Consider the following 14,575-nt stretch of genomic DNA (forward strand, 5'->3'; position numbering starts at 1 on the left):
GCGGGAGGCGAATTCTACAGCGTTACACGCTGCTGTCAACACCTCTTTTTCAGCCTCCTTTTAGCTTCGATAACCTGAAGCTACCTGCTGCCGAAACTTACATAATTCATTGAATCTCAAGGAGTTTTCCGTTTCGACTGCGCCGGAAGTGGGGCGAATTATAGACATCTGAAATCTGCCGTCAACACCTATTTTCATAATTCTGTCACATCGGTCAAAAAACCCCGGAAACACGAAGGCCGACCCCGAGGGTCGGCCTTCATTGCATTGCTCTTCTACTTACAAGCTAGGGAACGCGAACTGCGAAGCCTCATGGCTGGCACGCTGCGGCCAGCGCTGAGTGATCGCCTTGCGACGGGTATAGAAGCGCACACCATCCGGACCATACGCATGCAGATCACCAAACAGCGAACGCTTCCAGCCGCCGAAGCTGTGGTAAGCCACCGGCACCGGCAGCGGCACGTTGACGCCAACCATACCGACTTCGATCTCGTCGCAGAACAGACGCGCCGCCTCACCGTCACGGGTGAAGATGCAGGTGCCATTGCCGTATTCGTGATCGTTGATCAGTTGCATTGCCTCTTCCAGGCTGTTCACGCGAACGATGCACAGGACCGGGCCGAAGATCTCTTCTTTATAGATGCGCATTTCTGGAGTGACGTTGTCGAACAGGCAGCCACCGAGGAAGAAGCCTTCTTCATGACCGGCCACGCTGAAACCACGACCGTCGACCACCAGGGTCGCGCCCGCCGCCACACCGTCATCAACGTAACCGCTGACTTTGTCGCGCGCCTGTCCGGTGACCAGTGGCCCCATGTCCAGACCGCACGAAGTGCCGGCACCGATTTTCAGCGCCTGGATCTGCGGTACCAGTTTCGCCACCAGCGCATCGGCCACTTGATCGCCTACACAAACGGCAACCGAAATCGCCATGCAGCGCTCGCCACAGGAACCGTAAGCCGCGCCCATCAGTGCGCTAACCGCGTTATCCAGATCGGCATCCGGCATCAGCACAGCGTGATTCTTCGCGCCGCCCAGTGCCTGAACGCGCTTACCACGCTTGGTGCCTTCGGCGTAGATGTACTCGGCAATCGGCGTCGAACCAACGAAGCTCAGCGCTTTGACTTCCGGCGCTTCGATCAGCGCGTCCACCGCAGTCTTGTCACCGTGAACCACGCTCATCACGCCTTTCGGCAAACCGGCTTCCAGCAGCAACTGAGCGATAAGCAGTGTCGAGCTTGGATCACGCTCGGACGGCTTGAGGATGAAGCAGTTGCCGCAGACGATCGCCAACGGGTACATCCACAGCGGCACCATGGCCGGGAAGTTGAACGGGGTGATCCCGGCAACGATGCCCAGCGGCTGGAAGTCCGACCATGCGTCGATGTTCGGGCCAACGTTGCGGCTGTACTCACCCTTGAGGATTTCTGGCGCTGCGCAGGCGAACTCGACGTTCTCGATACCGCGCTTCAGTTCACCGGCGGCGTCTTCGAGAGTCTTGCCGTGTTCTTCACTGATCAATTGCGAGATGCGCGCTTCGTTCTGCTCCAGCAATTGCTTGAAGCGGAACATCACTTGGGCACGTTTGGCCGGTGGCGTGTTGCGCCAGACCGGGAACGCAGCCTTGGCGGCATCGATGGCTTTCTGGATGGTCGCCTGGCTGGCCAGTGGCAGCTTGTGGATAGCCTGACCGGTGGACGGGTTGAACACATCAACCGCGCGACCGTTCTCGGTCACCAGTTCGCCATTGATCAAATGCGGGATAACGCTCATCGAAAACTCCTGAATTCTTGTCCACGGGCCCCCGTTAAGGAGTGCCCGTTTTTGTAGGTATATATAGAAGGAAAAATCAGTCGAGCTTGTTCAGCACTTCGCCGACCGCGTCAAACAGACGATCGAGGTCTTGCGGCTTGCTGTTGAAGGTTGGGCCGAACTGCAGGGTGTCGCCGCCAAAGCGCACGTAGAACCCGGCTTTCCACAGCGCCATGCCCGCTTCGAACGGACGCACGATGGCGTCACCGTCACGCGGGGCAATCTGGATCGCACCGGCCAGGCCGAAGTTACGGATGTCGATCACGTTCTTCGAACCTTTCAGACCGTGCAGAGCGTTTTCGAAATGCGGCGCGACTTCCGCCACGCTTTGTACCAGGTTTTCCTTTTGCAGCAGATCGAGTGCTGCAAGACCTGCGGCGCAGGCCACCGGGTGTGCCGAGTAGGTGTAGCCGTGCGGGAATTCCACAGCGTATTCCGGCGTCGGCTGATTCATGAAGGTCTGGTAGATCTCGGAGCTGGCAATCACCGCGCCCATCGGGATCGCGCCGTTGGTGACTTGCTTGGCGATGCACATCAGGTCCGGGGTCACGCCAAAGGTGTCGGCGCCGAACATGTTGCCGGTACGACCGAAACCGGTGATCACTTCGTCGAACACCAGCAGGATGCTGTGCTGATCGCAGATTTCGCGCAGACGCTTCAGGTAACCCTGCGGCGGCACCAGTACGCCGGCGGAACCGGCCATAGGTTCTACGAATACGGCGGCGATGTTCGAAGCGTCGTGCAGTTCGATCAGCTTCAGCAGCTCATCGGCCAAAGCGATACCGCCCTGCTCCGGCATGCCACGGGAGAAAGCGTTGCTGGCCAGCAGCGTGTGCGGCAGGTGATCGACGTCCATCATCGCCTGACCGAACAGCTTGCGGTTGCCGTTGACGCCGCCAAGACTGGTGCCGGCGATGTTCACGCCGTGGTAGCCACGGGCACGGCCGATCATTTTGGTTTTGGTCGACTGGCCTTTCAGGCGCCAGTAGGCACGAACCATTTTCACCGCGGTGTCGGCGCACTCGGAGCCCGAGTCAGTGAAGAACACGTGGTTGAGGTTGCCCGGGGTCAGCTCGGTGATTTTCTCGGCCAGCTGGAACGACAACGGGTGGCCGTACTGGAAGCCCGGCGAGTAATCGAGGGTGCCCAACTGTTTCGAGACAGCTTCCTGAATTTCCTTGCGGGTGTGGCCAGCGCCACAAGTCCACAGGCCAGACAGCGAGTCATATACCCGGCGGCCCTTGTCGTCGATCAGCCAGCTGCCTTCGGCACCAACGATCAAACGCGGGTCGCGCTGAAAGTTACGGTTGGCGGTGTACGGCATCCAGTGCGCGTCCAGCTTCAGTTGGCTGGCCAGTGGCGACGGCGCGTTTTCAGGCATGTTCATCGGGCAAAACCTCGCAGGGCATAAGCGTCAGGGAGATAAAAAGCGTTGTTGCAGCTAAATTGCCACGCGGATAAAGTCGGTGAAATTCAACTCTTCTAACCTTCAGTTAGAACTTTGCTAAACAATGAGAACAATAAGATGAGCAGCCGCCGCCCCGATCCGCTGGCCCAGGTCAGTGACTTTGATATTCGCTTGCTGCGGATTTTTCGCAGCGTGGTGGAATGCGGTGGCTTCTCGGCGGCGGAAACCGTGCTCGGCATCGGTCGCTCGGCGATCAGCCAACAGATGAGCGATCTGGAGCAGCGCCTCGGTTTGCGTCTGTGTCAGCGTGGTCGCGCGGGGTTTTCGCTGACCGAAGAAGGTCGCGAGGTGTATCAATCGGCGCTGCAACTATTAAGTGCGCTGGAAAGTTTCCGCACCGAGGTCAACGGTCTGCACCAGCATTTGCGTGGCGAGTTGATCATCGGCCTGACCGACAACCTCGTCACCCTCCCCCACATGCGCATCACTCACGCCCTCGCGCAGTTGAAGGAACGCGGGCCGGATGTGCAGATCCAGATCCGCATGATTGCGCCGAATGAAGTCGAACAAGGCGTGCTCGATGGGCGCCTGCATGTTGGGGTGGTACCGCAGGCCAGTGCGTTATCGGGACTGGAATATCAGCCGTTGTACAGCGAGCGTTCGCTGCTTTATTGCGCGGTGGGTCATCCGCTGTTTTACGTCGATGACAAACAGCTCGATGACGAACGCCTTAACAGTCAGGACGCGATTGCGCCGACGTTCCGTTTGCCGGCGGAGATTCAGGCGCATTACCAGGCGCTCAATTGCACGGCCAGTGCTTCCGACCGTGAAGGCATGGCGTTTCTGATTTTGACCGGGCGTTATATTGGATATTTGCCGGATCATTACGCCAGTCTTTGGGTGCAGCAGGGGCGTTTGCGTGCTTTGAAAGCAGGAACGCGGTTTTACGATTTGAGTCTGGCATCGGTCACGCGCAAGGGCCGGCGCCCTCATTTGGTGCTGGAGAGCTTTCTGGAGAGTCTGGCGGCGACGCGCTGAAAATCTTCAGAGGCCCGCCAGCGTTGGGCCTTAGCAACAAATTCAACAAATAACCTGAGCAAGTGGACAGCTTTTTGCAAAGCAGGATCAACCTCGATCCTTCAACAAGAAGCCTTAAGCCATGCAGCCAGATTCCGCACCGTCCAGCGACCTGATCTACGGCCTCAACGACCGCCCCAAACCACTCGCCGCAACACTCGCGGCGCTGCAACACGTGCTCGCCAGTTTCGTCGGCATCATCACCCCGCCGCTGGTGATCGGCTCGGCGCTCGGGTTGACCGCGCATTTGCCGTACCTGATCAGCATGGCGTTGATGGTTTCGGGCGTCGGCACCTTTATTCAGGCGCGGCGGCCATTCGGGATTGGCGCGGGAATGATCTGTCTGCAAGGCACCAGTTTTGCTTTTCTTGGTGCGGTGCTGTCGGCGGGGTTTCTGGTCAAGCAACGTGGCGGCAGCCCGGAAGACATTCTGGCAATGATCTTCGGTGTGTGCTTTTTCGGCGCAATCGTGCAGATCGTCCTCAGCCGCTTCATCGGTCAATTGCGTCGCGTGGTGACTCCGCTGGTGACCGGGATCGTTATCACCCTGATTGGCATCAGCCTGATCAAGGTCGGCATTACCGACCTGGGCGGCGGCTTCAATGCGCCGGATTTCGGTGCGCCGGGCAATCTGGCGCTGGGCGTGTTTGTGTTGCTGACGATCATTCTGCTCAACCGATCCAATACGCCATGGGTGCGCTTGTCGGCAATCATCATCGGTTTGCTGCTCGGCAGCCTGGCCGCGTGGTTCAGTGGGAAACTGGTGCCGCAACCGTTGCCTGACTTGCCACTGGTGAGTTTTCCTACACCATTCAAGTTTGGATTCAGCTTCGACTGGACGGCTTTCCTGCCGGTCGCGCTGATTTATCTGATCAGCACCATCGAAACCGTCGGCGACCTCACGGCCAACTGCATGCTCGCCCGCCAGCCGATCAGCGGCCCTTCTTATATAAGCCGCCTGCGCGGTGGCGTGCTCGGTGATGGCGTGAGCTGCATGATCGCCGCCACGTTCAGCGCTTTCCCTAACACCACGTTCGCGCAGAACAACGGCGTGATCCAGCTGACCGGCGTCGCCAGCCGCTACGTCGGGTTGTACATCGGCGCAATCCTGTTTTGTCTCGGTATGTTCCCGATGATCGGCGCGGTGCTGCAACAGATTCCGAAACCTGTATTGGGCGGCGCGACTCTGGTGATGTTCGGCGCGGTGGCTGCGGCCGGAGTGCGCATCCTCGCGCAGTCGCCGCTGGATCGACGCAGCATGTTGATCATCGCCACGTCGTTCGGCGTTGGCCTGGGCATTGCCGCACAACCGAACCTGCTGCACCTGCTGCCGAAACTGGTGCAGAACCTGTTTGATTCAGCGATCACCAGCGGTGGCCTGACCGCAATCGTCCTGTGCCTGCTGCTGCCGGAATCGAAAACCGAGGCCGCTGAAGCGCACGCTTCGCTGAACAAGATCGAACAGGCGTAACGGTTTTATCGCGCAAGGACTTGTCGGATGCCTGTGGGTGCGCTATCAACGCAACTGGTTGCACCCACAGACAAACCCGGAAGTGCCTATGACCTTTGAAGTCCCAGCCCATGGCGGCAAACCCGCCAGCCGCATTCGTCAGAAGAACGAAGAGACCATCCTCAAAGCCGCCGAAGACGAGTTCGCCCGTCACGGGTACAAAGGCACCAGCATGAACACCATCGCCCAGAATGCCGGGTTGCCCAAGGCAAACCTGCATTACTACTTCACCAACAAACTCGGTTTGTACGTGGCGGTGCTGAGCAACATCATCGAGCTGTGGGACAGCACCTTCAATACGCTCACCGCCGAGGACGATCCGGCCGAAGCGCTGACTCGCTATATCCGCGCCAAGATGGAATTCTCCCGTCGTCAGCCACAGGCCTCGCGAATCTTTGCGATGGAAGTGATCAGCGGCGGCGAATGCCTGACGGAATATTTCAATCAGGACTACCGCGCCTGGTTCACTGGCCGCGCGGCGGTGTTTCAGGCGTGGATCGATGCGGGCAAAATGGACCCGGTCGATCCGGTGCACCTGATCTTCCTGTTGTGGGGCAGCACCCAGCATTACGCCGACTTCGCCACGCAGATCTGTCGCGTCAGCGGTCGCAGCAAGTTGACCAAGCAAGACATGGAAGACGCCGGCAACAACCTGATCCGCATCATTCTCAAAGGCTGCGGCCTCACTCCTCCTCTTTAAGACGTTTATGCCTTTCACCCTCAGCGGTTTTTGCGAATACCGCGAAGAGATTCGCAAAAGCCGCTTTATCACCTTCGCCACGCCGATCGGCAGCCCTGCCGAGGCGCAGGCGTTTTTCGAACAGCACAGCGATCTCAACGCCTCGCACAATTGCTGGGCGTGGAAACTCGGCGATCAATATCGCAGCAATGACGATGGCGAACCGGGTGGTACTGCTGGGCGACCGATATTGGCGGCGATTGAAGCGCAGGATTGCGATCAGGTCGCGGTGTTGGTGATCCGTTGGTACGGCGGCATTCAACTCGGTACGGGCGGTTTGGCCCGGGCATATGGCGGTGGCGCGAACAAGTGCCTGCAAACGGCGGCCAAGGTCGAGTTGATCAGCCGGGTGCCGTTGAGTTGTGCGTGCGGGTTTGCCGAGTTGGCGCTGGTGAAGTTGCGGGTGGCGGATCTGGGTGGATTGGTTGTCGAAGAAAACTTCACGGCAAACGGCGTTGAATTGAAGTTGGCTGTGGGGGAAGCGCAGATCGAGGTCTTGCAAACGCAGCTAGCCGATTTGAGTCGTGGGCGGATTTTGTTGCAGCGGTGAAGCAAGATCAAAAGATCGCAGCGTTCCGCAGCTCCTACACTTGAAATGCGTTCCCCCTGTAGGAGCTGCCGAAGGCTGCGATCTTTTGGGGCGGAGCCGATTTTCCTTATTCCACAGACTTGCCCACATCTGCTGTGCACCCGACTGTGGATAACCTGAGTACATTCTGCTGTAACCCTTCTGTCACGCGGCTTTGCGCGGTTTGTTCACTTTTCGTTCAATTCACCCGACGAAACGAAATTTCCAAACAGAAACAGTCAGTTAGCGCGGTTTATCACCATTAGAAGAAAGCACCGCAGTGCTTATGCCCGGGTTTGCAGCTTGCGCACAATAACTGTGGAGCAACCTGTGGATAACCCGTTCATGGCTGGCGCAGTCGCAGGTCCCGCCTAGCCCACAGGGGTTTGCTCGTTTTTTGATCAGTTGTCAGCGGGCAAAACTGGAGCCCGATCAACGGCTTTGCTCTGAATTGGTGCCGTGAGCCCAGCCCATTTTGAAGGCAATGCTCTGCCTCAGGTACTCGCACATGCGGCCCGCTCGCGTTCCTGACTCAATGGCCAGGAAATTGCTTTATCCACAGGCACAACTCCAAGCAAGTCGAGCCTGTCATGTCCATTGCTCCTGCAACCCCGCGCCTGCAACTGCGCCAGATCAGCAAACGTTATCCCGGTTGTCTGGCCAACGATGCCATCGACCTGAGCATCGCGCCCGGTGAAATTCACGCCCTGCTCGGGGAAAACGGTGCGGGCAAAAGTACGTTGATGAAGATTATCTACGGCGTCACCCAAGCCGATGCCGGGGAGATGCTCTGGCAAGGACAACGGATCAACATCCGTAATCCGGCCCAGGCGCGGCAGTTGGGCATCGGCATGGTGTTCCAGCATTTCTCGCTGTTCGAAACCCTCAGCGTGGCGCAGAACATTGCCCTGGCGATGGGTGCGGCGGCCGGCACGCCGAAACAACTGGAGCCGAAGATTCGCGAAGTGTCGCGCCGTTACGGCATGGCGCTGGAGCCGGAACGACTTGTCCACAGCCTGTCGATCGGCGAGCGGCAACGGGTGGAGATCATTCGTTGCCTGATGCAGGACATTCGCCTGCTGATCCTTGATGAACCGACTTCGGTACTGACACCGCAGGAGGCCGAGGAATTGTTCATCACCCTGCGTCGCCTCGCTGCCGAAGGCTGCAGCATTCTGTTTATCAGCCACAAGCTTGGTGAAGTGCGCGCGTTGTGTCATAGCGCGACGGTTCTGCGCGGCGGGCGTGTCGCCGGACATTGCGTGCCTGCCGAATGTTCGGATCAGCAATTGGCGCAGATGATGGTGGGGGAAGCGGCGGCGTTGATTGGCGACTATCCGAAGGTCAGCGGCGGCGCGGCTTTTTTGCGGGTGAGCGGATTGAGTTGGCATAACCCGGACCCGTTTGGTTGCTCTTTGGCGGACATTAATCTGCAAGTACGCAGCGGTGAAATCGTCGGTATCGCCGGGGTCGCGGGCAATGGTCAGGATGAGTTGCTCGCCCTGCTCAGTGGTGAACAAACCTTGCCTCGGGTCGAAGCGGCAACCATTCGCTTCGTTGAGCAACACGTCGCCGACTTACGTCCCGATGCGCGTCGCAAACTGGGTTTGGCGTTCGTGCCTGCCGAACGCCTCGGCCACGGCGCGGTACCGGAATTGAGTCTGGCCGATAACGCTCTGCTTACCGCGTTCCAACAAGGCTTGGTCAGCCACGGTTTGATTGAACGCGGCAAAGTCGAAGCCCTCGCCCAACAGATCATTCAGCGTTTCGGCGTGAAAACCCCGGACACGCAAACCGCCGCGCGCAGTTTGTCCGGCGGCAATCTGCAGAAATTCATCCTTGGCCGGGAAATTCTCCAGCAACCGAAACTGCTGATCGCTGCGCATCCCACCTGGGGCGTCGACGTCGGCGCCGCCGCAACCATCCACCGTGCACTGATCGCATTGCGCGATGCCGGCGCGGCGATTCTGGTGATTTCCGAGGACCTCGACGAACTGTTCCAGATCAGCGACCGCCTCGGCGCGTTGTGCGGTGGACGTTTGTCGGCGCTGCACAACACCACCGATACCCAACTTAGCGATGTCGGCGGCTGGATGGCCGGCCAGTTCGACCACGCACCTTCAGCCGCCACGGTTTAACGGAGTTTCAACATGCTGCTTTCCCTCGAACCCCGTGGCCAGCAATCGCGCCTGATGCTGTGGTGCTCGCCGCTATTGGCAGCGGCGCTGACGCTTGGCTGCGGCTCGCTGCTGTTTATCGCCCTCGGCCATGACCCGCTGCAAACCTTGCACACGCTACTGATCGCACCGGTCAGCGACTTGTATGGCGTCTCCGAATTACTGGTCAAAGCGCTGCCGATTCTGCTTTGCGCACTCGGGTTGGCCGTGGCGTATCAGGCGCGAATCTGGAACATCGGCGCCGAAGGCCAATTACTCCTCGGCGCCCTCGCCGGCAGCGCCTTGGCGGTGAACATCATAGACATGCAAAGCCGTTGGGCGCTGGTGTTGATTCTGCTCACCGGCACCCTCGCCGGCGCGGCGTGGGCCGGCCTGACCGCGTGGTTGCGCACGCGCTTCAACGCCAACGAAATCCTCACCAGCATCATGCTCAATTACATCGCGCTGAACCTGTTGCTGTTCTGTGTGCACGGGCCGCTGAAAGATCCCGCCGGGTTCAACTTTCCCGAGTCGGCGATGTTCGGCGACGCCAGTCGTTTACCGCTGCTGATGGAGGATGGCCGCGTGCATGCCGGGGTGTATTTCGCCCTGCTCGCACTGGTCGCGGTGTGGGTGTTGTTGCAGAAAAGCTTTGTCGGTTTCCAGATCAAAGTGCTCGGGCTGGACAAGCGTGCCGCAGGGTTTGTCGGCTTTCGCGAGAAGCGTTTGATCTGGCTGGCGCTGTTGATCAGCGGCGGATTGGCGGGGCTTGCGGGTGTCTGCGAAGTCACCGGGCCGATCGGCCAGTTGGTGCCGCAGGTGTCGCCGGGTTATGGCTACGCGGCCATTACCGTGGCGTTTCTCGGGCGCCTGAATCCGATCGGGATTCTGTTTTCGAGTCTGTTGATGGCGCTGCTGTATATCGGTGGCGAGAGCGCGCAAATGACGATGAACCTGCCGCAGGCGATCACCCAGTTGTTCCAGGGAATGATGCTGTTTTTCCTGCTCGCCAGTGACGTGCTGATCCTCTATCGGCCACGCCTGAACCTGCGCTGGGTGAAGCGCACCTCGACTACTGCCGAAACCGCCGGAGCGCTGTGATGGATATCGATCTGTTGAGCAATATTTTCTACGCCATGGTGCGTTGCGGCACGCCGTTGTTGCTGGTGGCGCTGGGGGAACTGATCTGCGAGAAGAGCGGCGTGCTCAATCTTGGCCAGGAAGGGATGATGCTGTTTGGCGCGGTGATCGGTTTTATCGTCGCGCTGAACAGCGGCAATCTGTGGCTGGGCGTGTTGTTGGCGATGCTGGCCGGCATGTTGTTGTCGTCGCTGTTTGCCTTGGTGGCGCTGGTGTTCAACGCCAATCAGGTGGCGACCGGGTTGGCGCTGACGATTTTTGGTGTCGGGCTGTCGACCTTTGTCGGCGCGGCTTGGGTGGGTAAACCGCTGGCCGGTTTTGAGCCGTGGGCGATTCCTTATCTGAGTGAAATTCCGTTGATCGGGCGGATGCTGTTTGCCCAGGATCTGCTGGTGTATCTGTCGTTCGCGCTGTTTGCGCTGGTGGCGTGGGTGATCATCAAAAGTCGTGTCGGGCTGATCATTCAAGCCGTGGGTGAGAACCCGGATGCGGCCAGTGCGATGGGCTTGCCGGTGTTGACCGTGCGCACGTTGGCGGTGCTGTTTGGCGGGGCGATGGCCGGGCTGGCCGGGGCCTATCTGTCGCTGGCGTACACGCCGATGTGGGCGGAAAACATGACTGCCGGGCGAGGCTGGATCGCCTTGGCGCTGGTGGTGTTTGCCAGTTGGCGGGTGTGGCGGTTGTTGCTTGGGGCGTATCTTTTTGGCCTCGCCAGCATCCTGCATTTGGTGGCGCAGGGGTTGGGGCTGGCGATTCCGTCGAGTCTGCTGGCGATGTTGCCGTATGTTGCGACGATAGTGGTGTTGGTGCTGTTGTCGCGGGATGCGCTGCGGACGCGGTTGTATGCGCCGGTGTCGTTGGGGCAGCCTTGGCAGGCGGGGCATTGATGCGTTGACCTTGTTGGCCCTATCGCGAGCAGGCTCACTCCTACATTGGATCGGGTTCACAATTCCCTTGTAGGAGTGAGCCTGCTCGCGATGGCTTTTCAAAAGGCAACACCTGAGCAATGCCCCACGCCAGTTCGAAGACCAGGAAAACAATCAGAATCGAACTGGCGCCGTGCAACAAGGCATACGCCTGCCAAGCCGCAAACAGAAACCGCGCCACCGCGTCATACCTTCCATAAAGCGCCTGCGGATCACGAATCCGCAGCACCGCCCACACGCACACCACTGACCCCAACAGATTCGCCATCAACATGTGCACAGGCTGAAACGGCGGCAGTTCGCCGGGTAAATTCAGCGCGGTCAAAAAACCATGCAAAACGGCAAAACTCCACGGCGTGGCAAACGCTGCCGTGACAACCAAGTCATACCAGGCGCTGCCGCGCACCACGTTGCGATACTGCGTTGAAGTCCACATTATCCATGCTCCGGAAATTCAGGGAGCAAGCACGGTAAAGCCTGGAGTATGCTCCAGGGTCAATAGCCTTTTTGAGACCTGCCATGCGCATCGGTGAATTAGCCCAGGCCAACGCCGTCAGCCGTGACACCCTGCGTTTCTATGAGCAACGCGGGTTGATTGCGGCGCAGCGCAGTGCCAACGGTTATCGCGACTATCCGCCGGAGATGGTGCAACTGGTGCTCTATATCAAGACTGCGCAGCGTCTGGGATTTAGCCTCGGCGAGATCGGTGACAGCGTTGCCGCGTTGTGGAACGCGCCCGATCCGGACAACGCCGTGGCGCAGTTGCTGCGCGACAAACTGCAACTGATCGAAACCCGAATGCGCGAACTCGACGTACTGCGGCAGGAGCTGCAACTTCGCCTCGGTCAGGCCTGTCCATTGAATCCATGATCCTCATCCATCAAGGAAGCCCCTCATGTCTGCAAAAAACGCACTGATCATCGGCGCCTCCCGGGGCCTTGGCCTCGGTCTGGTGAAAACCCTGCTGGCCGACGGCTGGCAAGTCACCGCCACCGTGCGCAACCCTGCCAATGCCGATGCGCTTCAAGCATTAGGCAAGGTGCGGATCGAGAAGCTCGATATGGACGATCAGCAAGCGGTGATCGCTTTGAGCCAACAGCTCAAGGGCGAAACATTTGATTTGCTGTTCGTCAACGCCGGGGTTAAAGGCCCGGCCGATCAGACCCCGGGCGGCGCTACATTGGCCGAAGTCGGTCAGTTGTTCTTCACCAACGCGGTGGCACCGATCAATCTGGCCCAGCGTTTTGTCGGGCAGATCCGTGACGGCAGCGGCGTGCTGGCGTTCATGAGTTCCGGGCTCGGCAGCGTGACCGTGCCGGACGCGCCGGAGCTGGCGTTGTACAAAGCGAGCAAGGCTGCGCTGAATTCGATGACCAACAGTTTTGTCACGCAATTGGGCGAGCAGAAAATGACCGTGTTGTCGTTGCATCCTGGTTGGGTGAAGACCGACATGGGTGGTGAAGGGGCTGACCTTGACGTGGAAACCAGCACCCGTGGCTTGGTCGATCAGGTGAATGCGTACACCGGCAAGGGCGGGCATCACTTCATCAACTACAAGGGCGAAACGATTCCCTGGTAAACACTGAAGATCCCAATGTGGGAGCGAGCCTGCTCGCGAATGCGGTGTGTCAGACAATGGATGTATCGACTGATACGACGCCTTCGTCGGAACGCCGCCCGGAGCAGGCTCGCTCCCACAGGGGTATGTGGTGAATGGTCGGGTTGGGCTTGCCCGGCGTGGCAATTTGTTTGAAACTGCGCACCTCGTCCCCCGCGGCGACCCTGGATCAGCAGACAGGGCATCACTGAGCTGGCAACCCTGAACCCAATTTTCAGAGGAGCCGGCAACATGCCCGCGACCCGTACCTGGTTAAAAAATCACCTCGCCATTTTCACCTCCAACGAGCTCGATGCCCGTGGCGGTCTTGTCGTGCAAGACGGTGTCATCGTCGAAGTGCTGGCTGCCGGCCAACAGCCGTCGGCGCCGTGCAATGCAGTGTTCGATGCCCGCGAGCATGTGATCCTGCCGGGCCTGATCAACACCCACCACCATTTCTATCAAACCCTCACCCGCGCCTGGGCCCCAGTGGTCAATCAGCCGTTGTTCCCGTGGCTGAAAACCCTGTACCCGGTGTGGGCGCGCCTTACACCGGAAAAACTCGCGCTCGCCACCAAAGTCGCTTTGGCTGAACTATTGCTGTCGGGCTGCACCACCGCTGCCGACCACCACTACCTGTTCCCGGACGGTCTGGAAAACGCCATCGATGTGCAAGTCGAAACCGTGCGTGAACTGGGCATGCGCGCCATGCTCACTCGCGGTTCGATGAGCCTCGGCGAGAAGGACGGCGGCCTGCCTCCGCAGCAGACCGTGCAGGAAGGTCAGGTGATTCTCGACGACAGTCAGCGCCTGATTCACGAGTACCACGAACGTGGCGACGGCGCGCAGATCCAGATCGCGCTGGCACCGTGCTCGCCGTTCTCGGTGACCCCGGAAATCATGTCGGCCAGCGCCGAACTGGCGAACAAGCTCGACGTGCGTCTGCACACGCATCTGGCCGAAACCCTCGACGAAGAAGATTTCTGCCTGCAGCGTTTCGGCCTGCGCACCGTCGATTATCTCGACAGCGTCGGTTGGCTCGGCCCGCGCACCTGGCTGGCCCACGGCATCCATTTCAACCCGGACGAAATCGCTCGCCTCGGCCAGGCGGGCACCGGTATTTGCCATTGCCCGAGTTCGAACATGCGCCTGGCTTCCGGCATCTGCCCGAGTATCGATCTGACCGACGCGGGTGCGTTGTTTGGTCTGGGTGTGGACGGCTCGGCGTCCAACGATGCGTCGAACATGATTCTCGAAGCGCGTCAGGCGCTGTACATCCAGCGCCTGCGTTACGGCGCCGAGAAGATCACCCCGGAACGTGTGCTGGGCTGGGCGACCAAGGGTTCGGCGAGCTTGTTGGGCCGTACCGATATTGGTGAGATTGCCGTGGGCAAGCAGGCGGATCTGGCGTTGTTCAAGCTCGATGAGCTGCGCTTCTCCGGCAGCCATGATCCGATTTCGGCGCTGTTGTTGTGCGGCGCGGATCGTGCGGATCGGGTGATGATTGGTGGCAAGTGGCGTGTGGTGGATGGCCAGGTTGAAGGGCTGGATCTGAAAGGCCTGATCGCCGATCACAGCCAGGCGGCACGCCAGTTGATCGCCGGCACCTGATCCACCACCGTTCAAAACTGTGGGAGCGAGC

At 59.5% G+C, this 14,575-nt stretch carries 13 protein-coding genes; 10 read left to right on the forward strand and 3 right to left on the reverse strand.

The features are described from left to right. Window positions 1-279 precede the first annotated feature (279 nt). Window positions 280-1,773 (reverse strand): CoA-acylating methylmalonate-semialdehyde dehydrogenase, encoded by a 1,494-nt coding sequence (locus ACOYXJ_RS05810; RefSeq protein WP_460368392.1) that lies wholly within the window; start codon window positions 1,771-1,773, stop codon window positions 280-282. A 76-nt stretch (window positions 1,774-1,849) separates the two neighbouring features. Then, complete coding sequence (gene aptA, locus ACOYXJ_RS05815; protein ID WP_034154752.1) at window positions 1,850-3,199, reverse strand: omega-aminotransferase AptA; 1,350 nt, start codon at window positions 3,197-3,199, stop codon at window positions 1,850-1,852. Window positions 3,200-3,337: 138 nt separating this feature from the next. On the opposite strand from aptA, the gene ACOYXJ_RS05820 reads away from it, so the two are divergent. The 7 genes from ACOYXJ_RS05820 to ACOYXJ_RS05850 all read left to right on the forward strand — a co-directional run bounded on the left by ACOYXJ_RS05820 (window position 3,338) and on the right by ACOYXJ_RS05850 (window position 11,297). Beyond that, window positions 3,338-4,258 (forward strand): LysR family transcriptional regulator, encoded by a 921-nt coding sequence (locus ACOYXJ_RS05820; protein WP_102901587.1) that lies wholly within the window; start codon window positions 3,338-3,340, stop codon window positions 4,256-4,258. Window positions 4,259-4,379: 121 nt separating this feature from the next. After that, complete coding sequence (locus ACOYXJ_RS05825; protein ID WP_460368395.1) at window positions 4,380-5,768, forward strand: uracil-xanthine permease family protein; 1,389 nt, start codon at window positions 4,380-4,382, stop codon at window positions 5,766-5,768. Window positions 5,769-5,856: 88 nt separating this feature from the next. Beyond that, on the forward strand, window positions 5,857-6,507 hold the full coding sequence (locus ACOYXJ_RS05830) for a TetR/AcrR family transcriptional regulator (protein ID WP_016987357.1): 651 nt from the start codon (window positions 5,857-5,859) through the stop codon (window positions 6,505-6,507). A 7-nt stretch (window positions 6,508-6,514) separates the two neighbouring features. Further along, window positions 6,515-7,096, forward strand: a complete 582-nt coding sequence (locus ACOYXJ_RS05835) for an IMPACT family protein (RefSeq protein WP_460368397.1) — start codon at window positions 6,515-6,517, stop codon at window positions 7,094-7,096. Window positions 7,097-7,704: 608 nt separating this feature from the next. After that, window positions 7,705-9,252 carry an ABC transporter ATP-binding protein gene (locus ACOYXJ_RS05840; RefSeq protein WP_150795728.1) on the forward strand — a complete coding sequence of 516 codons (1,548 nt, stop codon included), beginning with the start codon at window positions 7,705-7,707 and terminating at the stop codon, window positions 9,250-9,252. A gap of 12 nt (window positions 9,253-9,264) precedes the next feature. Beyond that, on the forward strand, window positions 9,265-10,371 hold the full coding sequence (locus ACOYXJ_RS05845; protein ID WP_460368400.1) for an ABC transporter permease: 1,107 nt from the start codon (window positions 9,265-9,267) through the stop codon (window positions 10,369-10,371). Next, complete coding sequence (locus tag ACOYXJ_RS05850) at window positions 10,371-11,297, forward strand: ABC transporter permease (RefSeq protein WP_150652457.1); 927 nt, start codon at window positions 10,371-10,373, stop codon at window positions 11,295-11,297. Before ACOYXJ_RS05845 ends, ACOYXJ_RS05850 begins: the two co-directional genes overlap by 1 nt. A gap of 40 nt (window positions 11,298-11,337) precedes the next feature. On the opposite strand, the gene ACOYXJ_RS05855 is transcribed toward ACOYXJ_RS05850, so the two are convergent. Next, window positions 11,338-11,772, reverse strand: a complete 435-nt coding sequence (locus ACOYXJ_RS05855; RefSeq protein ID WP_460368403.1) for a hypothetical protein — start codon at window positions 11,770-11,772, stop codon at window positions 11,338-11,340. A gap of 83 nt (window positions 11,773-11,855) precedes the next feature. Here ACOYXJ_RS05855 and ACOYXJ_RS05860 point away from each other — a divergent pair, with 83 nt between their 5' ends. From ACOYXJ_RS05860 to ACOYXJ_RS05870, 3 genes are all read left to right on the forward strand, one after another. Continuing rightward, window positions 11,856-12,206: a MerR family transcriptional regulator gene (locus ACOYXJ_RS05860; protein ID WP_460368405.1), complete on the forward strand. Its 351-nt coding sequence runs from the start codon at window positions 11,856-11,858 to the stop codon at window positions 12,204-12,206. 25 nt (window positions 12,207-12,231) lie between these two features. Continuing rightward, window positions 12,232-12,915, forward strand: a complete 684-nt coding sequence (locus ACOYXJ_RS05865; protein ID WP_150795724.1) for an SDR family oxidoreductase — start codon at window positions 12,232-12,234, stop codon at window positions 12,913-12,915. Between the two features lie 270 nt (window positions 12,916-13,185). Further along, window positions 13,186-14,544, forward strand: coding sequence for an 8-oxoguanine deaminase (locus tag ACOYXJ_RS05870; RefSeq protein WP_460368408.1), 1,359 nt, complete (start codon window positions 13,186-13,188; stop codon window positions 14,542-14,544). Window positions 14,545-14,575: the final 31 nt, after the last annotated feature.

The organism is Pseudomonas sp. Tul2A7 (assembly GCF_054790505.1).